Annotated in this window: 27 protein-coding genes and 2 pseudogenes; 28 read left to right on the forward strand and 1 reads right to left on the reverse strand. The window is 46.2% G+C overall.

The window, feature by feature from the left end:
* The first annotated feature begins 7 nt into the window (after positions 1-7).
* The 6 genes from GSF08_RS08590 to GSF08_RS08615 all read left to right on the forward strand — a co-directional run bounded on the left by GSF08_RS08590 (position 8) and on the right by GSF08_RS08615 (position 4,947).
* Complete coding sequence (locus tag GSF08_RS08590) at positions 8-967, forward strand: DNA-directed RNA polymerase subunit alpha (protein WP_160625430.1); 960 nt, start codon at positions 8-10, stop codon at positions 965-967.
* 23 nt (positions 968-990) lie between these two features.
* Positions 991-1,353: a 50S ribosomal protein L17 gene (gene rplQ / locus GSF08_RS08595; protein ID WP_160625431.1), complete on the forward strand. Its 363-nt coding sequence runs from the start codon at positions 991-993 to the stop codon at positions 1,351-1,353.
* 173 nt (positions 1,354-1,526) lie between these two features.
* Positions 1,527-2,540 (forward strand): M15 family metallopeptidase, encoded by a 1,014-nt coding sequence (locus tag GSF08_RS08600; RefSeq protein ID WP_160625432.1) that lies wholly within the window; start codon positions 1,527-1,529, stop codon positions 2,538-2,540.
* Between the two features lie 2 nt (positions 2,541-2,542).
* The gene (locus tag GSF08_RS08605) at positions 2,543-3,712 is read left to right on the forward strand and encodes a CapA family protein (protein ID WP_160625433.1); all 1,170 of its coding nucleotides are present in this window, start codon (positions 2,543-2,545) and stop codon (positions 3,710-3,712) included.
* 7 nt (positions 3,713-3,719) lie between these two features.
* Positions 3,720-4,301: an O-methyltransferase gene (locus GSF08_RS08610; protein WP_160625434.1), complete on the forward strand. Its 582-nt coding sequence runs from the start codon at positions 3,720-3,722 to the stop codon at positions 4,299-4,301.
* A 61-nt stretch (positions 4,302-4,362) separates the two neighbouring features.
* Positions 4,363-4,947, forward strand: a complete 585-nt coding sequence (locus GSF08_RS08615; protein ID WP_160625435.1) for a ribonuclease E inhibitor RraB — start codon at positions 4,363-4,365, stop codon at positions 4,945-4,947.
* A gap of 102 nt (positions 4,948-5,049) precedes the next feature.
* On the opposite strand, the gene GSF08_RS08620 is transcribed toward GSF08_RS08615, so the two are convergent.
* On the reverse strand, positions 5,050-5,469 hold the full coding sequence (locus tag GSF08_RS08620) for a pyridoxamine 5'-phosphate oxidase family protein (protein WP_160625436.1): 420 nt from the start codon (positions 5,467-5,469) through the stop codon (positions 5,050-5,052).
* 120 nt (positions 5,470-5,589) lie between these two features.
* Here GSF08_RS08620 and GSF08_RS08625 point away from each other — a divergent pair, with 120 nt between their 5' ends.
* The 22 genes and pseudogenes from GSF08_RS08625 to GSF08_RS08730 all read left to right on the forward strand — a co-directional run bounded on the left by GSF08_RS08625 (position 5,590) and on the right by GSF08_RS08730 (position 23,462).
* Positions 5,590-6,912 (forward strand): HdeD family acid-resistance protein, encoded by a 1,323-nt coding sequence (locus GSF08_RS08625; RefSeq protein WP_160625437.1) that lies wholly within the window; start codon positions 5,590-5,592, stop codon positions 6,910-6,912.
* Between the two features lie 62 nt (positions 6,913-6,974).
* The gene (locus tag GSF08_RS08630; RefSeq protein ID WP_160625438.1) at positions 6,975-7,802 is read left to right on the forward strand and encodes an energy-coupling factor transporter ATPase; all 828 of its coding nucleotides are present in this window, start codon (positions 6,975-6,977) and stop codon (positions 7,800-7,802) included.
* Positions 7,778-8,638 (forward strand): energy-coupling factor transporter ATPase, encoded by an 861-nt coding sequence (locus tag GSF08_RS08635; protein ID WP_160625439.1) that lies wholly within the window; start codon positions 7,778-7,780, stop codon positions 8,636-8,638. Before GSF08_RS08630 ends, GSF08_RS08635 begins: the two co-directional genes overlap by 25 nt.
* Positions 8,631-9,434 (forward strand): energy-coupling factor transporter transmembrane component T family protein, encoded by an 804-nt coding sequence (locus tag GSF08_RS08640; protein ID WP_160625440.1) that lies wholly within the window; start codon positions 8,631-8,633, stop codon positions 9,432-9,434. Before GSF08_RS08635 ends, GSF08_RS08640 begins: the two co-directional genes overlap by 8 nt.
* Positions 9,434-10,231, forward strand: a complete 798-nt coding sequence (truA, locus tag GSF08_RS08645; RefSeq protein WP_347337997.1) for a tRNA pseudouridine(38-40) synthase TruA — start codon at positions 9,434-9,436, stop codon at positions 10,229-10,231. The genes GSF08_RS08640 and truA overlap by 1 nt, the downstream gene beginning before the upstream one ends.
* Entirely contained in the window at positions 10,161-10,970 is an 810-nt protein-coding gene (locus GSF08_RS08650) for a histidinol-phosphatase (RefSeq protein WP_160625441.1), read from the forward strand. Before truA ends, GSF08_RS08650 begins: the two co-directional genes overlap by 71 nt.
* Before the next feature lie 154 nt (positions 10,971-11,124).
* A complete protein-coding gene (locus GSF08_RS08655) occupies positions 11,125-11,751 on the forward strand; it encodes a flavin reductase (protein ID WP_160625442.1) in 627 nt (208 codons plus the stop codon).
* A gap of 198 nt (positions 11,752-11,949) precedes the next feature.
* The gene (rplM, locus tag GSF08_RS08660) at positions 11,950-12,387 is read left to right on the forward strand and encodes a 50S ribosomal protein L13 (protein ID WP_160625443.1); all 438 of its coding nucleotides are present in this window, start codon (positions 11,950-11,952) and stop codon (positions 12,385-12,387) included.
* 12 nt (positions 12,388-12,399) lie between these two features.
* Positions 12,400-12,804, forward strand: coding sequence for a 30S ribosomal protein S9 (rpsI, locus tag GSF08_RS08665; RefSeq protein WP_160625444.1), 405 nt, complete (start codon positions 12,400-12,402; stop codon positions 12,802-12,804).
* 482 nt (positions 12,805-13,286) lie between these two features.
* Entirely contained in the window at positions 13,287-14,108 is an 822-nt protein-coding gene (locus tag GSF08_RS08670; protein WP_136891459.1) for a ParA family protein, read from the forward strand.
* The gene (locus GSF08_RS08675) at positions 14,065-14,991 is read left to right on the forward strand and encodes a ParB/RepB/Spo0J family partition protein (RefSeq protein ID WP_160625445.1); all 927 of its coding nucleotides are present in this window, start codon (positions 14,065-14,067) and stop codon (positions 14,989-14,991) included. Before GSF08_RS08670 ends, GSF08_RS08675 begins: the two co-directional genes overlap by 44 nt.
* A gap of 12 nt (positions 14,992-15,003) precedes the next feature.
* Positions 15,004-15,282 (forward strand): DUF5720 family protein, encoded by a 279-nt coding sequence (locus GSF08_RS08680; RefSeq protein WP_160625446.1) that lies wholly within the window; start codon positions 15,004-15,006, stop codon positions 15,280-15,282.
* Positions 15,283-15,314: 32 nt separating this feature from the next.
* Positions 15,315-15,500, forward strand: a complete 186-nt coding sequence (locus GSF08_RS08685) for a hypothetical protein (RefSeq protein WP_055224629.1) — start codon at positions 15,315-15,317, stop codon at positions 15,498-15,500.
* A 69-nt stretch (positions 15,501-15,569) separates the two neighbouring features.
* Positions 15,570-16,448, forward strand: coding sequence for a DUF6017 domain-containing protein (locus GSF08_RS08690; RefSeq protein ID WP_117509620.1), 879 nt, complete (start codon positions 15,570-15,572; stop codon positions 16,446-16,448).
* Positions 16,449-16,496: 48 nt separating this feature from the next.
* Entirely contained in the window at positions 16,497-16,859 is a 363-nt protein-coding gene (locus GSF08_RS08695) for a DUF7768 domain-containing protein (RefSeq protein WP_027644087.1), read from the forward strand.
* Positions 16,852-17,163, forward strand: coding sequence for a DUF5720 family protein (locus tag GSF08_RS08700; protein ID WP_160625447.1), 312 nt, complete (start codon positions 16,852-16,854; stop codon positions 17,161-17,163). The genes GSF08_RS08695 and GSF08_RS08700 overlap by 8 nt, the downstream gene beginning before the upstream one ends.
* Positions 17,164-17,264: 101 nt before the next feature.
* The gene (locus tag GSF08_RS08705) at positions 17,265-17,765 is read left to right on the forward strand and encodes a PcfB family protein (protein ID WP_050005939.1); all 501 of its coding nucleotides are present in this window, start codon (positions 17,265-17,267) and stop codon (positions 17,763-17,765) included.
* A pseudogene (locus GSF08_RS08710) lies at positions 17,762-19,285 on the forward strand (VirD4-like conjugal transfer protein, CD1115 family); the annotation flags it as partial. The gene GSF08_RS08705 and the pseudogene GSF08_RS08710, both read left to right, overlap by 4 nt.
* 575 nt (positions 19,286-19,860) lie before the next feature.
* Positions 19,861-21,660 (forward strand): reverse transcriptase/maturase family protein, encoded by a 1,800-nt coding sequence (locus tag GSF08_RS08715; protein ID WP_075053151.1) that lies wholly within the window; start codon positions 19,861-19,863, stop codon positions 21,658-21,660.
* Positions 21,661-21,779: 119 nt separating this feature from the next.
* A pseudogene (locus GSF08_RS08720) lies at positions 21,780-22,085 on the forward strand (VirD4-like conjugal transfer protein, CD1115 family); the annotation flags it as partial.
* A gap of 219 nt (positions 22,086-22,304) precedes the next feature.
* Positions 22,305-22,523 carry a Maff2 family mobile element protein gene (locus GSF08_RS08725; RefSeq protein ID WP_160625448.1) on the forward strand — a complete coding sequence of 73 codons (219 nt, stop codon included), beginning with the start codon at positions 22,305-22,307 and terminating at the stop codon, positions 22,521-22,523.
* A gap of 69 nt (positions 22,524-22,592) precedes the next feature.
* The gene (locus GSF08_RS08730) at positions 22,593-23,462 is read left to right on the forward strand and encodes a VirB6/TrbL-like conjugal transfer protein, CD1112 family (RefSeq protein ID WP_003525155.1); all 870 of its coding nucleotides are present in this window, start codon (positions 22,593-22,595) and stop codon (positions 23,460-23,462) included.
* Positions 23,463-23,466: the final 4 nt, after the last annotated feature.

Consider the following 23,466-nt stretch of genomic DNA (forward strand, 5'->3'; position numbering starts at 1 on the left):
TATTTGTATGCAAAAATTCGAACGTGCAAATTTTGAAGTAAAAGAATACGTAGATTCAGAAAATTACGGAAAATTCGTTATCGGACCGCTCGAAAGAGGGTTTGGGACGACCATCGGTAATGCTCTGCGTCGGGTTCTGCTCTCCTCTTTGCCAGGTGGGGCCGTATTTTCTATAAAAATCGACGGTGTCTACCATGAATTTACCGCCATGCCGGGAATTGTAGAAGACGTGACGGCAATGATTCTGAATATCAAAAGTATAATTCTGGATATTCAGGATGATGAAGTGTATACACTGCGTATTTCCAAAAAGGGTCCTGGTGCTGTAACTGCCGGCGATATTATCTGCCCGGATGGCGTTAATGTGCTGAACCCGGATCTATACATCTGTACGATAGAAGAAGGCGGTTCTCTGGAAATGGAACTGCAGGCACGGATTGGTCGCGGATATGTAAGCTCCGATACCAATAAGTCTCTGTATCAGTCTCCAAATCAGCCATTGGGAACGATTTATACCGACTCTATTTATACACCGATTGAAAAGGCTGCCTATGTTTCTGAACCGACTCGCGTCGGTCAGGATGCTCAGTATGACAAGGTTGTACTGGAGATTTGGACAAACGGTTCAATCACCCCTCAGGAATCCGTAGCCCTCGCTGCGAAGATTCTGATTGATCATCTGGAGCTGTTGACAAATGTTCATGAGGCAGTCAATGATATGGATTCCGTCATGAAGGAAGCTCAGGGCGAAGTTCAGAACAAGGGTCTGGTTATGATGATTGAAGACTTAGACCTGTCAGTACGAAGCTATAACTGCTTGAAGCGTGCTGGTATTCAGACTGTTGAAGAGCTGACTCAGCGTACTGAAGACGAAATGATGAGAGTTAGAAACTTGGGTAAGAAATCACTCAAGGAAGTTAAAGATAAAATCTATGATCTGGGGCTCAGCTTCAAGTCATACGAGTAAAGTGTGAAGGAGGAACCTAACGAATGTGGAATCGTAAATTAGGACGTACTGCCGATCACCGTAAAGCAATGTTCCGTAACATGGCTACTTCTATTATTGCCAACGGACAAATTGAAACTACGGAAATGAAGGCAAAAGAACTGCGTACAGTAGTTGATGAATTAATTACTCTGGCAAAACGTGGAGATCTGCATGCTCGTCGTCAGGCAGCAAGCTTTGTTCGCGATGTCGTAGTTGATGAAGCAACCGGACAGACTGCTTTGCAGAAACTGTTCAATGAAATCGGACCAAAATATCAGGATCGTAATGGTGGTTATACACGTGTTATCAAAACACGCAACCGCCGCGGTGACAATGCCACGATGGCAATCATCGAGCTGGTATAATTCAAGGAACATAAAAAAATACGGGCAAGGAGCATGTGTCCGTATTTTTTTGTGGAAAAGGAATGAATGTGAAGCATGAACTGTATTTCAAAAGAGTTTCAGAAGATTTTATATGAATTATGATAAATACGCAGATATATATTATAATAAATACAACGATCAGGAGGATATGTATGGGTAAAAATTGGATGAAAATAGTAGGAATCTGTTTGCTGATTGGTGGATGCTCGTCATCCTCATCCTGGAATGGCTACACGGCAAAGCAAAGTGAACAGTTGAAGGCGGCAGGAATTGATCAAGAAACTGCGGAATCCTGCAAGAACCCTTCATCGCTTATTTCGATGAGTAAAGGAAAGATCATAAAGAAATATAGTAAGCAGTATTGCTCGGTGAATATGAGTAAAAGTTCGCCAAAGATCGTAAATGCGGTTTTGAAAGCAAACGGAAGCGCTGAGCAGGCAAAAGCATTTGGTGAAGTGAAATATGCATGGGAAGAAAATGCAGGCCGTTACGTTGCCTATGCGGGCAAGGAGAAGCAGGCGGAGGATATTGTGCTAAAGGTGAATATGAATCTGGATAAACCTTATTACACCGATGTGAAAACCATCTCTGATACGGATGATAGCACGATGCTGGTAAACAAATATCAAAAATTACCGGTGAATTATGAACCGAAGGATTTGGTAGAAACACCTGCCCCCTGTACGAATGAATATTCCTGCTTTCCTGATAAACAGTATATTGTCAAAGCGGCAGCTGTGCATTTTCAGCAGCTGATCGACGCAGCCGAGCAAAAAGGCTTTACAATAACTGCCATCGCTTCGCTTCGTGGATATCAGTATCAGGAGATGCTATATAACTATTACGCACAAGCTAACGGTGTGGAGTATGCCGATACGTATTATGCGCGCCCTGGTCAAAGTGAACATAATACTGGTCTGGCAGTTGATATTACGATCGATCATATGGATTATACAGAAATTGAAAAATCACCTCATTACGACTGGCTGCTGAAGCATATGGCAGATTATGGCTTTATTCTTCGCTATCCGAAGGATAAGGAAGATGTAACCGGCTTTGGTTATGAATCATGGCATCTGCGTTATGTAGGCAAACATGCCGCGAAATCAATCATGGATCAAGGGATTACCCTTGATGAGTATCATGCGATGAAAGTGAAGGAGTAAACATGAAAAAATTATGGATTCTAATATGCTGTGCATTACTGGCGGGATGTTCGTCCGCAAATGCGCCGAAGGATGAGAAAAAAGAAACAAAAAAAACATCTGAGAATACAGTTGTATCCTTTGTCGGTGTTGGAGATAATCTAATTCACGACTCCATCTATAAAGAAGCGGATAAACTGGATGGTGCCGATCAGGATGGACATTATGATTTTTCTGCCATGTATGAGAAAATCAAAAAGGATACCAAAAAGGCAGACTTAGCTTTTATCAATCAGGAAACAATTTTAGGCGGTGATGATCTGGGATTATCCGGTTATCCGACCTTTAATACACCAAGTGATGTAGCCAACGGAGTTGTGGATGCGGGATTCGATATCGTAAATACCGCAACCAATCACTGTTTGGACAAATTTCAAACCGGTATCAATAACAGCTCTGCGACTTGGGCTAAATACAAAGGTGTGATTGCGGCGGGTACCTATACCTCTCAAAAGGATCGTGATACAGTCCGGGTTATCAAGCGTAAAGGGATTCGCTTTTCCTTTCTGGCTTATACATACGGAACCAATGGTGTAGCTCCTGAATATGATTACAGCGTTGCTTATTTCGATGATGAGCAGATACGCAAGGATGTGGCCGCGGCTAAAAAAGTCAGTGACGTCGTCATTGTATCCGCTCACTGGGGTACGGAGAACATTCATGAAATCAATGATGAACAGAAGCACTATGCGCAATTGTTTGCCGATCTTGGGGTCGATGTTGTCATCGGTACTCACCCGCATGTCATTCAGCCGGTGGAATGGGTAAACAGCACGGATGGCACGAGCAAGACCTTAGTTGTGTATTCGCTTGGCAATTTCTTAAGCGGAATGCTGAGCGTAGACAATGTTGTTGGCGGCATGATTGGATTTGATTTTGTCAAAGATGCGAAAACGAAAAAGATTGCAGTGGAAAATGTAAAATGGACACCGATCGTTACACATTTTGACGGCGACGGCAACCCTGACAATATCATGGAAAGCCGCCATAACTACAAAGTGTACAAGGTAAGTGATTACTCTGATGAATTGGCACAGCGTCACGCATTAAACGGCTATGAGGGGCAAACCTTCAGCATGGATGTCATTCATCAGATAACCAATGCTTCAATCGATGCGAAGTTCTTAAAGTAGGTGACATATGGACATAATAAAACAGATGGAGATATATGCGAAGGAGAATCAGGTGCCGATTATGCAGGAGGAAGGCTTAGCTTTTCTGTTGGCCTATATTCAGGAACATCCGGTAACACGTATTTTAGAAATCGGTTCTGCTATCGGTTATTCAGCCATTCGCATGGCCATGGTAAGAGAAAATATCAAGGTAGTCAGTGTAGAACGAGATGAAGAACGGTATCAGCAGGCATTAGAAAATCGTAAAAAAGCAGGGCTGGATCAGCGGATCACATTTCATTTGGCCGACGCGCTGGAGTGGACCCCGGAAGGTATGTTCGATTTCATTTTTATTGATGCTGCTAAAGCTCAGTATATTCGCTTCTTTGAAAAATATAAACAGTATTTGAATCCATCGGGAGCGATCCTGACTGACAATCTGGGATTTCATGGTCTGGTTGACAGCCAAGCGGAAATTGCATCGCGAAATCTGCGAAGGTTGGTCAGAAAAATTCGTGAATACCGTTCGTTTTTAGAAGTGAATGAAGAGTTCACAACGATTTTTTATGAGTTTGGAGATGGGATAGCTCTCAGCACCCGCAAAAAGTAGCTTCCCTGTGTTAAGAATCATAAAATATGATACAATAGTAAAAAGAAAGTGGTGATGTAACATGAAAAAGACAATTCCATTATTAGCAGTACTGGGAAGTGCAGCAGCCTTTGCTGTTTATAAGCTGAAGCAGGAAGAAAAAAAGAAAATCATGGCTCTCGATCAGGATTTACTAGTGGATGAAACTTCCGCAGATGAAGAAGCGTGTGAAGCCTGTGATTGTGATGAAGAAGATGAAGAAGCAGATGCGTCGAAGCCCAAAGAAATAAAAGTGGAGACTGGAGAAAAACCGGTCTATTCACATTCGGAATATCCAAACGTGAGTGATGAAGAATACGATGATATCTCACACATGAATGAAGAAGCCATCGGAAAGCTTCATGAACAGGGTGATGTAAACGAAAATGAACGTCCGATTCAGCATACCGTGACGTTCAAAAATCAAGAAGATATGGAAAACTTTAAAAATAAAGTTGTCAACAAAGGTTTCGTTGTAACAAAGGGTGTATCTGACTTTGAATTGACGGTTCTGCATATTTCATCCATTGATTCGATCAAGCTTATGGAAAATGTGCTGTTTATTGCCGATCAAGCATATGCAAATCATGGCAGCTATAAAGGTTGGCAGAGTAAAATAAGCTATTAAAAAAGTAATTTAAAAAAAGTAGATTACCAGTGACTCTGAAAATTTATTTGAGGAGCACATTTCTATAAATCTACTTTTTTTATATCCTGTAAGAAAAGAATACTATTGAATTGTGAAGGTCTCTGATTTTAGGTTCTGATAATAGCGGCCTTCCACTGCGATAAACCGCAGAACACAATAATCCGGATCATCCACCCCCAGCGGATAATACAGAATATCTTTATCATGCCAAATTTCTTGCTTGAGCAGGGGGTCATGCAGCACCTCTACCGTTCCTTTCAGCATCACACCCCGATAAAAACGACGGTCACAAAAATACAGGCACGCCTTGGGATTTTTCTGATATTGGCCGACCCGCATCGATGAGGTATTAGTCGTCATGTAAAATGTGCGGATGCCATCACGCTTACGCGGAGCGAACATCGCTTTGGTATTCGGATATCCTGCTTCATCTACAGAGCTTACATAACAAATCGATTGCTTATCAATCAGGTTACCGATGGTTTTAACTGCATCTCTCATGTAATCACTCCTTTTCTTTAATTATAACAGTAATTGTATGCAGTAGGTATTATTACCCGGGAAAACATTGTATTAATTCCATAAATCAATATAATGGAATGGTAGGGATAGGAGGATAACATGCTAAAACAAAGATTAAATATTGCGACGTCATTGTTGTCCGGCCTGTTTTTCTGTATTATGGGAATCTGCTTCATGACCAATAAGCTTGAAATCTGGAACTGGCTCTACATAATGCTGGTTTGCGGTTTGCTTGGTATGATTGCAATTCGCTTTTTTAATATTATCGTGAATTATCATAAGGTGCATCACCGCATCCTGCAATTTTTGGATGTGATTGTATGGATCATTCTTTCGTGCTTTTCTCTGGCAGAGCCGAATTTATTTTATTCGCTGTTTCCCCGTATCATCGGAGCGTGGATTTTGCTTCATGCGATTGTTAAGGGAATTGTATTTACGGTAAAATGCCGTGATCATCTTCCAGGGAAGATGAATTCTTTTTTCTTTTTGGTTGTTGATCTTATCATGTCGTTTATCCTATTGTTCAAACCAACTCAGTATTATGAATTGATCTCTTACGGCATCGGTATTTATTTTTTGATTTACGGCGGGAAAAATCTTTTAGAATTTATACAGGATCTGCTGCCAGATGATTTCGGCAGTTCCCTCGGCAAAAAAATACAGCTGGCAATACCTCCTTGGATGGCAGCCATTGTCCCGGTTTGGCTGCTGCGGATGATTTTGAACAAGAGTGAGGATGACATTGCAAAGGAAGAATTCGATACCGTCAAAGCCGACATTCCGGTCGATTTGGAAATCATGATGCATCTGGCACCCGGAGGACCAGCAATGTTTGGACATATTGATTTAGTGTATCATGGAACCGTCATCTCCTATGGCTGTTACGATCCTCACGAACGCAGACTCTTTGGAACACTTGGCGATGGTGTTGTAATTGTCGCTCCGCGCGATGAATATCTAAGCAACTGTTTGGAAAATGAAAACAAAACACTGATTGTGTTCGGTATCGTATTAAACAGTAATCAGAAGCAGATCATAAATAATCGAGTGCTGGAGGTTTTTGGGAAATTTGTAGACTTTCAAAGTGATGAAGAACGCGATCAACAGGGACTGCCAATACTCGGGATCAAGGATGATTATATATCGCGGGTTACCCGCCGTGTACATAACGCGCATTTTTATAAAATCAATCAGGGAATTTTTAAGACTTTCTTTGTCTTATATACAAACTGTGTATCCTTTACCCTGCAAATTGTTCGGACAATTGGACTCGATCTGTTTGACATCAGCGGTATCGTTTCACCGGGAAGCTATTATGACTTTTTAAATCATGAGTTTATGCGGGATAAGAGCTTTGTGATTTCCCGTAAGGTTTATACAAAAAGGGATTTACCAGACCTGAAATCCCATATCGGACAGTAAGCGGTTTTGATTTGTCATCAAAACCGTTTCGTTGTATAATGGTAAAGCTTTGAGGTGATGAAATGGCGAAAATACAGGTATGTGATATCAGCTTTTCCTACGATAAAGAAACCAATGCGGTAGAGCACGTTTCTTTTCAGATCGAAGCAGGAAGCTATACTACGATCATTGGTCATAACGGCAGTGGAAAATCAACGATAGCGAAGCTGCTGATCGATCTATTAGAAAAAGACAGCGGGTCGATTATCGTAGACGGTATGGAATTGAATGATGAAAATATCTACACGATTCGTGATAAAATCGGGATTGTATTTCAAAATCCCGATAATCAGTTTATCGGTGCCACAGTGGCAGATGATATTGCTTTTGGTCTGGAGAATCATCAGGTGGCCAGCGAAGCCATGGAACAAATCATTCAAACGTATGCAAAACGGGTCAACATGAGTCGCTATTTGCTGAGTGAACCGACCCATCTGTCCGGTGGGCAAAAGCAGCGAGTCGCAATAGCCGGTGTGCTGGCGATGGCTCCGCAGATTATGATATTTGATGAGGCTACCAGTATGCTGGATCCGCAGGGGAAAGCTGAAATTAATGAAATGATTCAGTCTATTCACCGAGAAACTGGAATGACCATTATCTCCATCACCCATGATATTGAAGAAGTGAGCCACAGTGACCATGTGATCGTTATGGATCAAGGCCACATCGTTATGGATGGAAAGCCGGAGGACATATTATTGAGAGAAAAAGAGCTGGTTGCTTTAAAACTGGATATACCCTTTGCCCTCAAATTCACAAAGGGTCTGCAAAGGAAAGGAATTTCCTGCAGACTGTGTACAACTATGGAAGGAGCTGTGGAGGAAGTATGCCGATTACATTCAAAGAACTAAGCCATGAATACAATCTCGGCACTCCCTTTGCATATTTGGCGCTGGATCATGTATCACTCGCGATTCCAGAAGGGAAGGTTACCGCGATTATCGGTGAGACTGGTTCTGGAAAAACTACCCTGGTTCAGCATCTGAATGCACTGCTTCTGCCAACTGGCGGTGAGCTGGAAGTGGCGGGGCGTACCATCTCCAGCAATGAAAAGCCAAAGCATTTAAAAGCACTTCGCAAGGATGTAGGACTTGTCTTTCAGTTTCCCGAATACCAGCTGTTTGAAGAAACGATCATTAAGGATGTCTGTTTCGGGCCCAAGAATTTCGGAGTAGATGAGGAAACGGCTGTTCAACTTGCCGAAAAATATTTGCGTATCGTTGGTATTGATGAAAGTGATTTTCACAAGTCACCGTTTGATCTGTCAGGTGGACAGAAGCGCCGCGTTGCGATAGCCGGAATTTTGGCTATGGATCCGCAGGTTCTGGTATTAGATGAGCCAACGGCCGGCTTAGATCCACAGGGTGCCAAAGAAATGATGCAGTTGTTTAGTCGGCTGAACAAGGAATATGGAAAGACGGTTTTGATCGTTACGCATGACATGGAACATGTTTTGCATTATTGTGATGAAGTGATCGTAGTAGCTGACGGACATATCCGTGAACAATGCGAGGTTCACGAGTTTTTCCGCAGTGTGGAATTGCTGAAGGAATTGAAAATAAACCCACCTGCGGTTATCCGGCTGCGAGAGGAGCTGCGGGAAAAAGGATTTCAGATACCGGATGATATGATAGATGTTGAACAACTCATTGATGCGGTAGCGAGTGAGGTGAAGGGGCATGAATAATTTTGCTTTAGGAAAATACATGCCGCTTGATTCGATTATTCATCGTATGGATCCCCGAGCGAAAATCGGAGCGATGCTGCTGCTTATGGTGGCGATCTTTATTCCTGCCGGATATATCGGCTATGCAGTTATTGCGGTCTTGATTATTACAGCTGTATTCTTGTCAAAGCTGAGATTGAATTTTATCTGGCGTTCGGTAAAACCGATGATGTTTATGCTGTTGTTTTTGTGGATCATCAACGTACTGGTGCTGCGCACCGGTTATGTGATGTTTACGGTATTCGGATTCAAGGTGTATTCCGATGCGATCTTTCAAACCTTATTTATCATTATTCGGCTGCTGCTGATGATCATCGTGACAACGATTTTGACCGCGACGACGAAGCCTTTGGAGCTTACTCTGGGCATTGAGGATCTGTTGACACCCTTTAAGGTGATTCATGTACCGGCACACGAGATTGCGATGATGATATCCATTGCCCTGCGTTTTATTCCTACCTTGATTGAAGAAACAAATCGGATCATCAAGGCACAGACCTCGCGCGGGGTTGATCTTGATGAAGGGACATTAAAGGAGAAATTGATGGCAATTCTGGCATTGATTGTTCCGTTATTTGTCTCTGCATTTCAAAGAGCGGAAGAATTAGCAAATGCAATGGAGGCTCGCGGGTATATACCAAATCGTCCCCGTACTCGCTATAAACAGTTGGAAATGACCTTTAAAGATTATGTGCTGCTGCTTCTGTCAACATTGATTCTGATCTTGAATATCTGTATCTGGAAAGGATTTATCTGATGCGTTATAAAGCAACAGTCAGCTATGACGGAAGCTTGTATAGCGGTTGGCAGTCACAAATAAACGCGCATGGTATTCAAGAAGAAATTGAAAAAGCACTTGCGGTAATGCATCAGCGTCCGGTTGAAATAACGGCAGCCGGGCGTACTGACAGCGGTGTACACGCAGTCGGACAAGTGTTTCACTTCGACAGTGATTTGCAGTTGAATTCCGATCATTTCACCCGTGCCTTGAATAGTTTACTGCCGATCACCATCCGCATGCAGGAAGTCATTGCAGTATCAGAAACCTTTCACGCCCGCTTTGACTGCATCGGCAAACGATATGATTATTTCATAACGAATCGTAAAAACGATCCTTTTATCCAGAAGCGGATGAAAATTGATACGGCAAAGCTGGATGTTGCTTATATGCGATCCTGTGCAACTGTTTTTATCGGTACACATGATTTTACCTCTTTCACGAGCAGCCGGATCGATCCTCGCAAACCGCGGATCAAAACCGTTACATCCATTCAGATCCTTGAGGAAGATGGTTATCTGCGAATTATTTTTGAAGGAAAGGCATTCCTTCGTTATATGGTGAGAATGATGGCACAAACGTTGATCGAAGCCGGAAAGCACCATCTAAGTAAAGAACAGATTCAGCAAATGCTGGACGCAAAGGATAAGCATGCCTGTCGCTATAAAGCAGAAGCGTGCGGATTATATTTAATGGAAGTGAGATATGGAGGGGATACAAGTGAAAGCGAATTATCATACACATACCCGCCGCTGCATGCATGCAGTAGGCAGTGATGAAGATTACGTAAAAAGTGCTATTAAGAGCGGATTTGACGTGCTGGGTTTTTCTGATCATACGCCATGGAAGTATGAATCGGATTTCAAAGCCAATATGCGTATGCCGCTTTCACAATTTCAGGATTACTATCAAAGCATATCCTCTCTGCGTGAGAAATATAAGGATCAGATTGAAATTCTGATCGGTTTGGAATGTGAGTATTATCCGAAGTATATGGATTGGCTGAAGCAGTTTCTTAAGGATGAGAAAATCGATTATATTCTGTTCGGTAATCATTATCAGAAAACGGATGAAATTCATCGCTATTACGGGCGTATCTGCAAAGATGCAGAATCACTGAATGCTTATGTGGAGGATGCTATCGCCGGAATGGAAACGGGATTGTACAGTTATTTAGCGCATCCTGAGCTCTTTATGCGCTGCTATCCGAAGTTTGATGAAGCCTGTCGGGAAGCCTCCATCCACATTTGCGAAGCGGCCAAACGACTGCATATTCCGCTTGAATACAATTTGGCTGGTTTGGCGTATAATGAACAGATGCATACCGAAGAATATCCGCATCACTGCTTTTGGGAAATTGCGGCGGAAATGGAATGTGATGCGATTGTCGGCGTAGATGCCCATGATAATCAGGACTTAGAAAATTCAGGCCGCTGGCAGCGTGCGCATGAGTATTTGAATAGTCTGCACATGCATGTGCTGGATCATATTGAACCTCATTATTTCGGAAAATAAGGCAGAAATGCCTTTTTTTTCTGTTATGAAAACGCGCGGTTACCTTTGGATTTCTTTTATATGCAAGGGAATGAATGCATAAAAGAGTAAAACGATGGATTTTTTCTTAATTTCAGAGCATAATGTAGCTAAAGAAAAACGGAGGTAACAAGCAATGGATTTAAAAGCATTTTTTAAGCTGAGCTACGGATTATATGTAATCAGCAGCAGTGTAGGCGATCATAAAGCCGGATGTGTTGCCAATACGCTGAATCAGGTAACCAATGACCCTGCCCGCATGTCGGTAACGCTGAATAAAGATAATGACACCATGCAGACAATTGCAAAGAGCGGACGCTTTGCGGCGATCGTGTTAAGTGAATCGACAAATATGGAGCTCATTAAAACATTTGGTTTTCAATCTTCTAAGGATACGGATAAATTTTCAGGATACGATACCAAGATGGATGAACTAGGTTCACCATACATCACTGATCATGCAACAGCAAGATTCACTTGCAAAGTTGTGAATCAGATTGATTTGGGAACACACGTTATGTTTATCGGTGAAGTGGAAAGTGCAGAGGTACTCAGCGAAGAGCCGGTCATGACGTATGCGTATTATCATCAGGTGAAGAATGGTGCGACACCGAAGAATGCCCCAAGCTATCAAAAGGAAACAAAGAAGGTCGGTTGGCGCTGTACGATCTGCGGTTATATCTACGATGGTGATCCGCTTCCTGAGGATTATATCTGTCCGCTGTGCGGTGCTCCGGCAAGCGCATTCGAAAAATTATCATAAATACTGGCAACGCCAGTATTTTTTACAATCGAATTATATGAAGCTAGATCATGAATGTATATAAAATGGGGAATAAGAAGTGATTTCTAACCATTAAGAACAAAAATTATTGACACCACTATAAAAAACCTTTAAAATATTAAAAGGCACGTTTATGCCTTTGTAGCCCCGGAAACTACATTGGAAAGGAAAAAGATTATGCGCCAGACTACTTTTATAAAACCTGCTGAAGTACAGCGTACTTGGTACGTTGTTGATGGAGCAGGAAAAAACTTAGGTCGTATTGCTACAGAAGTAGCATCGGTTTTACGTGGTAAAAACAAACCGACATATACACCGAACGTCGACTGTGGAGATTATGTTATCATTTTAAATGCTGACAAAATTGAACTGACAGGAAACAAATTTGAGAATAAAAAATATTATTCACACTCTATGTATCCAGGCGGACTGCGTGTTCGTACAGCACGCACTATGAAGGACAAATATACGGTTGAATGGGTTGAAAAAGCTGTTTACGGTATGCTTCCTCATACAAGACTTGGAAATGTACAGCGTAGACATCTGTTTGTTTATACAGGTACAGAGCATCCGCATGCAGCACAGAAACCAGTTGAACTGGTTATCAAAGGTTAGGAGGAATAAGAGATGGCAGCTAAGAAAAATACAGTTACTTACAACGGCACAGGTCGCCGTAAAACATCAGTTGCTCGTGTCTTTATGACTCCGGGTAAAGGAAATATCGTTGTAAACGGTAAAACACTTGAAGAATACTTACCACTGGAAACTCTGCGTATGGTTGTTCGTTCACCGCTTGAACTGACCGAAACTCTTGGCCAGTTTGACATTAAGATTAATGTCCAGGGCGGAGGATACACCGGACAGGCAGGTGCGATGCGCCATGGTATCACAAGAGCATTGATGGAAGCAAGCGCTGATTACCGTCCTGCGTTGAAAGCAGCTGGATTCGTTACCAGAGATCCACGTGCGAAAGAGCGTAAAAAGTACGGTCTCAAAGCAGCTCGTCGCGCTCCGCAGTTCAGCAAGCGATAATCGACTGCTCAGACTATATCAAAATGGTTCAAAAACCCCGGAAAATCAAGGTTTTCCGGGGTTTTCTTATACCTAAATGGGCTGATATGGTTTGACCAAATTTGACAAAACGAGAGCCGTTTTCACCCAATTTTTAGTGGTCCGCAAGTGGTTAACCGGCCAAAAAGGGGGTAAAAAGAGGGTCAAGTGGTTCCCAAAGTGGTTAACCGAGAGCCGATTTGGGGGGTGTTTTGGGGGCGCTTTTCAGCCCTCCTTCCCCTCGTTTTTTTGGCTGTGGCAGTTTGGCATAGTTTGAGCTAATTTGAATAATTGAATATGAATTTGATGTAGCACACAGATCACATAAATGACTGGGTGCTTTTTTCATTTCAGGAACTCGTATTCCGGCGATAGAAAGAGCCGTCACTTCACTTTTTATTTTGGAGTGGCGGCTTTTTCTATTTCCAGAAGCAACAGCAACAATTAGAAATGAGGTGAAGTTAATGAACACGCAAATCATTGCCATTGCCAACCAGAAAGGCGGCGTTGGCAAGACAACGACCTGTGCCAACTTGGGAATCGGGCTGGCGCAGGCCGGAAAGAAAGTCCTGCTGATCGACGGGGACCCGCAAGGGAGCCTGACAATCAGCCTGGGCCATCCCCAGCCGGACAAGCTGCCCTTTACGCTGTCGGACGCTATGGGGCGTATCCTGATGGATGAGCCGCTTCGTCCCGGCGAGGGTATCCTGCACCACCCAGAGGGTGTAGACCTGATGCCTGCGGACATCCAGTTATCCGGTATGGAAGTATCCCTGGTAAACGCCATGAGTCGCGAGACTATCTTGCGGCAATATCTGGACACGCTGAAGGGGCAATACTCCCATATCCTCATCGACTGCCAGCCCTCCCTGGGTATGCTCACAGTCAATGCGCTGGCCGCTGCGAACAGGATCATCATTCCCGTTCAGGCGGAGTATCTGCCCGCCAAAGGGCTGGAACAGCTGCTCTCCACGGTAAACAAGGTAAAGCGGCAGATCAACCCCAAGCTCCAGATAGACGGTATCCTGCTGACGATGGTGGATAGCCGAACCAACTTTGCCAAAGAGATCTCCGCGCTCCTGCGTGAGACCTATGGCAGCAAGATCAAAGTATTCGGCACAGAGATTCCCCACTCTGTCCGGGCTAAGGAAATTAGCGCTGAGGGAAAAAGTATTTTTGCCCATGATCCCGGTGGCAAGGTGGCAGAGGGGTATCGAAATCTGATGAAGGAGGTGTTGAAACTTGAAAAGCAGCGCGAAAAAAATAGAGCTGGTCTCGGTAGATGATCTGTTCTCCACCGAAGAAGTCCGTCAGGATGCAAAGCTGGAAAAGATTCAGGAGATTCCGCTGTCTGAACTGCATCCCTTTAAGAACCACCCATTCAAAGTCAAGGATGACGAAGCCATGATGGAGACCGCTGACAGTATCAAGCAGTATGGCGTTCTGGTTCCGGCGATTGCTCGACCGGACCCGGAGGGCGGTTATGAGCTGGTAGCCGGACACAGGCGGCACAGAGCCAGTGAGCTGGCAGACAAGGAGACCATGCCGGTCATTGTTCGGGATTTGGATGATGATGCCGCCACGATCATTATGGTTGACAGCAATCTGCAACGAGAAAGCCTGCTTCCCAGTGAAAGGGCCTTTGCCTATAAGATGAAACTGGATGCCATTAAGCACCAAGGAGCCAGGACGGATTTAACCTCGGCCCAAGTTGGGCCGAAGTTGACTGCGGCAGAAAAAATCGCGGAGAACAGTCCAGATAGCAAATCACAGATTAAAAGATTTATCCGTCTGACCGAGCTGATTCCCGAACTGCTGGACATGGTGGATGAAAAGAAAATTGCCTTAAATCCTGCTTATGAGCTGTCCTTCCTCAAAAAAGAGGAACAGAGAGATTTGCTGGATGCAATGGACAGCGAACAGGCTACCCCTTCTCTTTCTCAAGCCCAGCGGCTCAAGAAATACAGTCAGGAGGGGCATCTGACCCTCGATATGATGCGTGTCATCATGGGTGAGGAAAAGAAAAGCGATCTGGACCGAGTGACATTTACCTCTGACACCTTGCGGAAGTATTTCCCTAAAAGCTATACGCCCCAGCGGATGCAGGACACTATCATCAAGCTGCTGGAGGCATGGCAGAAAAAGCGTCAGAGAGACCAGGAACGATGAAAGGAGCCGCCTATGAGGGATATTTCAGCCCGTGAGCTGAAAGGACATAACATTCTTGCCGTAGAGAGGTTTTGGGATAACACCCGCTGGATGATTGAGTTTTCCGTCCTGCGTCCCAGCACAGCTTACGGTAGCCCCGGAGAGGAAATACGACTGTTTTTGACTGAGGACGGGTATCGGGCCGCCCTGCAAAGCCAGCAGCGTCGGGAGATCAAGATCAAGCGTTACGCTCGTGTGATTGAGGGACATATCCTCGATTTCAAACCGGGAAAACACCGCCGCCACTCATAAACAAATCATTACTGCGAAAGGAAAGGATTGAAATGTGTACTGTAAAGGAAATCCGGGAAGCAATCCGGGAGGATTGCCATTCCCAGCATGGTATGGAATTTATAGAGATTGACCGTGTTCTGCAAACTCTGCCATTCTCTCAGGGAAATGACCTGTTGGACAGACCGCCCATTCCCAAGCGCCCCTACCGGCGCAGAAAAAGTGAACAAAACAGCTGACTGCCACAATTCTTTTTACAGGATTGTGGCTTTTTTCATACCCTGAGAAATTTGGAAGGAGTGAGGTCAATGGCCGTATTTCGCATTGAACGAACCAGAGATTATACCGTGATGAGCAATCACCATTTACGCAACGGGAAACTGTCCCTGAAAGCCAAGGGGCTGCTTTCCATGATGCTGTCCTTACCGGAGGACTGGAACTATACCACCAGAGGGCTTGCCGCCATCTGCAAAGAGGGCGTGGACGCTATCGGCGGCGCGCTGCGGGAGCTGGAAACTGCCGGGTACATTGTCCGCCATCAGCTGCGAGACCGGCAGGGTCGGATCAGCGATACCGAGTATGTTATCTACGAGCAACCACAGCCGAAGAACCCGGATACGCCCCAGCCGGATACGGCTTCACCAGATACGGAAAACCCGGATATGGTAAAACCGGATACGGAAAAGCCCGCAGAATTAAATATAGAGAAATCAAATACAGAAAAAACAATTACTTATGGATCAAGTACCGATTCTATTCCCTTCCGGGAGCCAGCGGCAGCACAGCTGCCGGAACGGAAAGGAAGGGATGCGATGTCTGTCTCAGAGATGGAAAGTTATCGGGATTTGATTCTGGAGAACATCGAGTATGACCACCTGTGCCGGGAGTTTACCACCTATCGGGAGGACCTGGACGAGATTGTGGAGCTGATGGTGGAGACCGTCTGCGCCAAGCGGAAAACCACCCGGATCGCTGGCAGCGACTTCCCCCATGAGGTGGTCCGCTCCCGTTTTTTGAAGCTGGATTGCTCCCACATCGAGTTTGTCATGGAATGCCTGCGGAACAATACCACCGAAATCCGCAACATGAAGCAGTATCTGCTTGCGGTGCTGTTTAATGCGCCGACCACGATCAGCAACCACTACACCGCACAAGTTAACCACGATATGTACGCAGGCGGCTGGTAAACAGCCGCTTTTCTGCTGCCCGAAAACACCGGGAGAAAGGATTTTGCCATGAAACGACCTCTTGCCTACATTACGGCTCCCTGGAGCAACAGCCAGTATGAGAACGCCGAGAACGCTGCGGCCTACTGCCGTCAGGTGTACGATGCCGGGTATTCGCCCATCTGCCCGGTGCTGTTCCTGCCTACCTTCCTCAAAGACGAGATTCCCCAGGAACACAAGGACGGGCTGGATATGGCGCGGGACTACCTGCGCCGGTCCCATGTGCTGGTGGTCTGCGGCCACGGCATCGACGAGACCGTGAAGAATGACATTGCCACCGCCGAGCGCCTGCGGATCACCGCCACCACCCTGGACGGTATCCTGGCCGTGAAGGGCCAGGGACGCGGGAAAGGAGGCGCACGCCATGCCTGAGCGTAAGACCGTGGGCCAGCTGATGGAGGAAATGCGCCTCAAAGCCGGGGCGCAGAACTACCACGGCCATGAGTACATGGATTTGGAGCGGTTTGCCGAGGACACCCGGCACATGATTATCTTCGATGTGCTGACCGACGATTCCCCGGTGGACTGGAAAGGTGAACGAACCCGCCTGTTTCTGACGGAGGCCGGATACCAGAAAAGCCTGGAGAACCAGGAAAAGGGCCACATCAAGATTCTCAGCCATGCCAAAGTGCGCCAGGGTCATCTGTACTATGAACGCTCCGACCAGCTGCGCTGAAAGGAGCCTGCCATGCTGAAATACCTGCTGCGGCGGCTGGTGGTCCCGCCTTAGTATCAAGTGCCACCCCTGCAAAATCCGTGGAAAGGAGGCGATGACCTATGCAGGAGGAAGTGGAAAACAGGACTTTGACGCTGGTAGTCAGCGGAACAAAGTTTACCGGGCGGTTGATGAAAGCCGCCATCACCAAGTACCTTGCCCACCGCAAGGAAAAGAAGCTGCAAAAGCAGAGAAGCCGTGATGCGCCTGTGAAGCCCCAGGGCAAGCAGACGGTGAAACAGCTGATTGGTCAAAACCAAGGGGTTTCCAACATTGAGATCACCGACCCCTCCATCAAGGAGTTTGAGAAGATCGCCCGGAAATACGGCGTGGACTATGCGGTGAAGAAGGACCGCAGCAGCTCCCCACCCAAGTACCTGATCTTTTTCAAGGGTCGGGACGCGGATGCCCTGACCGCTGCTTTTACCGAGTACACCGGGAAAAAGGTCAGGAAGGCGGAGAAATCCGAGCGTCCGTCTGTGTTGGCAAAGTTGAGCCAGTTCAAAGAGCTGGTGAAACACGCCGTCGTGGACCGGAACAAGCGGAAGGAGCTGGAACGATGAAAAAGCAGCTGAACATCAAAAAGCTCATTTTGCTGAACCTGCCGTATATCCTGATGGGGCTTTTCTCCACCAACTTCGGTGAAGCGTGGCGGATGGCCGTGGGTGCGGACGCTTCGGCAAAAATGCTCTCGTTCTTCTCCACGCTGCCGGTGGCGCTGACCAGCTGGTGGCCCAGCCTGCACTCGCTGGACCTGCTGGTGGGCCTGTGCTGCGGCGGCGGCCTGCGGCTGGCTGTGTACCTGAAAAGCAAGAACGCCAAGAAGTACAGGCACGGCATTGAATACGGTTCGGCCTGCTGGGGAACCCGTGAGGATATTGCACCTTACGTTGATCCTGTATTTCAGAACAACGTGATTCTGACGAAAACAGAGAGCCTGACAATGAACAGCCGCCCCAAGGACCCCAAGACCGCCAGAAACAAAAATGTGCTGGTGATCGGCGGCTCCGGTTCCGGTAAGACCCGATTCTGGCTGAAACCCAACCTGATGCAGATGCACAGTTCCTATGTTGTGACGGACCCGAAAGGAACAATTCTTGTGGAGTGCGGAAAAATGCTCCAGCGGGGCGCACCCAAGCTGGGGAAAGACGGAAAGCCTATGAAGGATAAGCACGGCAAGGTCATTTATGAGCCGTACCGAATCAAGGTCCTAAATACCATCAACTTCAAGAAGTCCATGCACTATAACCCTTTCGCCTATATCCATAGCGAAAAGGACATCTTGAAGCTGGTAACAACGCTGATCGCTAATACCAAAGGTGAAGGCAAGGCCGGAGACGATTTCTGGGTAAAAGCAGAAACCTTGTTGTACTGCGCGCTTATTGGCTATATCCATTATGAGGCTCCGGTGGAGGAACAAAACTTCTCCACCCTCATTGAGTTCATCAACGCCATGGAAGTCCGTGAGGATGACGAGGAGTTCAAAAACCCCGTAGACCTGATGTTTGATGCACTGGAAGCCGAGAAGCCAAACCACTTTGCGGTGCGCCAGTATAAGAAATATAAGCTGGCCGCTGGAAAAACAGCCAAGTCGATTTTGATTTCCTGCGGCGCTCGCCTTGCCGTGTTCGACATTGCAGAGTTGCGTGAGGTCACGGCTTATGATGAGCTGGAGCTGGATACTCTGGGAGACAGGAAAACTGCTCTGTTCCTCATTATGAGTGATACGGATGACAGCTTTAACTTCCTGATCTCCATGTGTTATACCCAGCTTTTCAATCTGCTCTGCGAAAAAGCCGACGATGTGTATGGCGGCAGGCTTCCGGTTCATGTGCGCTGTTTGATTGATGAGTGTGCTAACATCGGGCAGATTCCGAAACTGGAAAAGCTGGTGGCCACCATCCGAAGCCGTGAGATCTCTGCCTGTCTGGTGTTGCAGGCACAGAGTCAGCTCAAGGCGATCTATAAGGATAACGCAGATACCATCATCGGCAACATGGATACATCCATCTTCCTGGGCGGTAAAGAGCCGACTACCCTCAAAGAGTTGGCTGCCGTGCTGGGAAAGGAAACCATCGACACCGTGCGCCCAGATAGGGCGTTGAGCAAAGTAGTGTAAGGCACTACCCCGTAAGATAACACGGGAAACAACCTGCCTAACCGAAAGGCGAAAGCTGAAACGGGAACACAGCACGGCAGGAAAGCAGTAAGTCACCTAAAGATAACTTGGTGCGACTGAACTGCAATGTTAAGTGGATATGAGGCTTAAGTTGGGTTTACTGAACGCAAGTTTCTAATTTCTGTTATCGGTCAGACGGAGGAAAGTATCTGTAACCTCTGGCACACTGGCGATTGGTTATAGGTGTCAATCAATCGGTTATCAAAAACGGTGTGCAATCTGTAGGAGAACCTATGGCAAGGAAACGAAAGCGGAGACCGACAATCCACATTTGCCTATGCTCAACGCTAACTGGGGATGCCCTAAACAGGAACGCCAACCGAAGGAGGTGAAAATTCGGCTATGGCTGTAGAGCCTGAAAATCCTGCATGGGCACGGAACGCCCGTAGTAGTCCGAGAGGGGTAATGACCCTCACATGGCGAAGGGGCGTAGTTATTGTGTACTAAAAGAAAAGTTGATTAGGGAGGAAAACCTCAAAATGCAACCAACAACCGAAATTTTAGCAAGAATCAGTAGAAACTCACTCGCAAATAAAGATGAAATTTTTACCAGACTGTATCGCTATATGCTGAGGCCAGACCTGTATTTTCTGGCATATAAAAATCTGTATGCCAACAGTGGTGCCGCAACTAAGGGTGCAAACGATGACACGGCAGATGGATTCAGCGAAGCCAAAATCGCAAATATCATCCAAAGGCTCGCTGATGAAACCTACCAGCCCACACCCGCCAGAAGAACCTATATCCAGAAGAAGAACAATCCCAAGAAAAAGCGACCTCTGGGAATCCCGACATTCACAGATAAGCTGGTACAGGAAGTTCTGCGGATGGTTCTCGAAGCGGTGTATGAGCCTGTTTTCTTGCCAGTTTCCCATGGATTCAGACCCAAAAGGAGCTGCCATACCGCACTGAAATCCTTAAAAATGGAGTTCAATGGTATGCGTTGGTTCGTGGAGGGTGACATCAAAGGGTGCTTTGACAATATCGACCACAGCGTTCTTGTAGGCTTGATTCATAGTAAAATCAAGGATGCCCGGTTGATAAAGCTGATTTACAAATTTCTAAAGGCTGGATATTTGGAGGATTGGAAATATCACAAAACCTACAGTGGTACTCCACAGGGCGGTATCATTTCTCCGCTCCTTGCTAACATCTATCTGCATGAGCTGGACAAATTTGTAATGAAGCTGAAAAGCGAATTTGATACCCATGGGCAAGAACCTGTCAGGACAGAATATCGCCTCCTAAGCAATGACCTCCAGAAACTTTCCTATCACATCGGCAGACGCACCGGGGCAGAAAGAGAACAACTGCTTTCCGAATACAACGAAAAGCGGAAGCTCATGCTGAAAATGCCCTGTACAGCTCAGACAAAAAAGTGCATCAAGTATATCCGCTATGCGGATGACTTTATTCTCGGTGTGAAAGGAAGTCAAGAGGACTGCCAGTGGATAAAGAGTAAACTTTCTGAGTTTATCCGTGAAACCTTAAAGATGGAACTCAGCGAAGAAAAAACACTCATCACTCACAGCAGCGAAAGGGCAAGATTTTTGGGGTATGATGTTCGTGTTCGCAGAAGCAGCATTATCAAGCATGGTGGGCCAGGCAAAAAGACAAAACGCACCCTCAACAATTCCTGTGAACTGTCTATCCCATTCGATGATAAGATTCACAGCTTCATTTTCGCCAAGGAAATTGCGATACAGAAACCGGATGGGAAACTCATGCCTGTCCGCCGTAAATCTCTTTTGCGACTCACAGATTTGGAAATCGTTTCTGCCTACAATGCGGAACTGCGGGGAATCTGCAACTACTATGGAATTGCCAGCAATTTTTATAAACTGTGCTACTTTTCCTATCTCATGGAATACAGTTGCCTCAAAACCCTCGCAAGTAAGCATAAATGCACCATAGCCAAGGTGGTTGAGAAATTCAAAGACCACTACGGAGAATGGGGAATCCCCTACGAAACCAAAACGGGGCAAAAACGATGCTATTTTGCAAAATACTCCGATTGCAAGGATAAGGCCAATCCGACGGACATCGTATGCAATGCTGCGGTGGAGTACGGATATTCCCGAACAGCCTTGGAGCAGAGATTGAAAGCAAAGGTCTGTGAGCTATGCGGTACGACCGAGAGCGATTGTTACGAAGTTCACCATGTCAACAAGCTCAAAAACCTTAAGGGCAAGCAGGCATGGGAGGTTGCAATGATTGCAAAACGGCGTAAAACGCTGGTTGTGTGCAAAAAATGCCATGTTGCAATCCACAACCAGTGAGTAACTGCTGACCGAACGATAACAGAGCCGGATACATTGAGAGATGTAAGTCCGGTTCCCGGAGAGGGTGGTGCGAACCTACCATAGTAATATGGCAAGGCGGTGCCTCCCTACTCCACTACAACACCGGAGAGAGCCGTGGGAGGGAAACCTCCCATTCACTCAACTATCAAAAATTGGGGAAAGAGCTGATGAGCCAGGATGAGCTTGCTGTTATGGATGGAGGCAAGTGTATCCTCCAGCTGCGCGGTGTGCGTCCTTTCCTTTCGGATAAGTACGACATCACCAAGCACCCCAATTTCAAGTACACTGCCGACGCGGATGATAAGAACGCTTTTGACATTGAAGCATTCTTGTCTGCAAGGCTGAAACTCAAGCCCAATGAGGTCTGCGATGTATATGAAGTAGACACAAAGGGCGCTTAATTTCGTTCCGCTTTAGAAGGGAGTGATCTTATCTATTCGCCGCACTTGCCCTCTATGGGCCATTGGCGTACAAAGCGGACAATCGCGAGAAAAAATAATGAAAAAGGAGGACAGCCGGAATCATGCCCCCGGAAACCGGGCGGCAGATTGTTCCGGCTTTTGTATGCCTATGAAACATGACAAACCTATTTTTTAATCAGATTCCGGCTAACAAACTATATGGCATTTTTTGAACAGGCAATCACCGTTCTTCAGACCCTCGTTATCGCGCTCGGTGCCGGTCTCGGTATCTGGGGCGTTATCAACCTGCTGGAAGGTTACGGCAACGACAACCCCGGCGCCAAGAGCCAGGGCATGAAGCAGCTCATGGCCGGTGCTGGTGTAGCCGTGGTAGGCATGATCCTTGTACCTCTGCTCTCCGGGCTTTTCTCTGTCTAAGCGTCTCCGTATGAAATCCTTGCCGCTCCCGCAGTTTTGCGGGGGCGGCGGAAAGGAGGTTGACACCGTATGGATTTCTTACTTGAAGCCCTGACAAATTGGCTGAAAGAAATGCTGGTGGGCGGCATTATGAGCAACCTTTCGGGGATGTTTGACAGTGTAAATCAGCAGGTCGCGGATATATCCGTACAGGTAGGCCAGACCCCACAGGGATGGAATGGCAATATTTTCAGCATGATTGAGAATCTGTCCAACTCCATCATGGTGCCGATTGCAGGCGTGATCCTGGCTATCGTGATGACCGTAGACCTGATCCAGATGATCGCAGACAAGAACAACCTGCATGATGTGGACACCTGGATGATTTTCAAGTGGGTGTTCAAATCAGCCGCTGCCATCCTCATTGTCACAAACACATGGAATATCGTGATGGGCGTCTTTGATATGGCGCAGAGCGTAGTGGCGCAGGCGGCAGGGGTTATCAATTCGGATGCGTCCATTGACATTTCCTCAGTTATGACCGATCTGGAACCGAGGCTGATGGAAATGGATCTGGGACCGCTGTTCGGACTGTGGTTCCAATCCCTCTTTATTGGCATTACTATGTGGGCGTTATATATCTGTATCTTTATCGTTATTTATGGCCGTATGATCGAAATCTACCTTGTGACTTCGGTGGCTCCCGTTCCAATGGCTGCAATGATGGGTAAAGAATGGGGCGGTATGGGCCAGAATTATCTCCGATCCCTGCTGGCGCTGGGCTTTCAGGCGTTTCTCATTATCGTCTGCGTGGCAATTTATGCTGTGCTGGTGCAGAACATCGCTCTGGAAGATGACATCATCATGGCAATCTGGAGCTGCGTGGGCTACACCGTACTGCTATGTTTTACGCTGTTCAAAACCGGCAGTCTCGCCAAATCAGTCTTTCAGGCGCACTAAAACG

Source organism: Copranaerobaculum intestinale (genome assembly GCF_009831105.1).
GTDB classification, from domain to species: domain Bacteria; phylum Bacillota_I; class Bacilli_A; order Erysipelotrichales; family Erysipelotrichaceae; genus Copranaerobaculum; species Copranaerobaculum intestinale.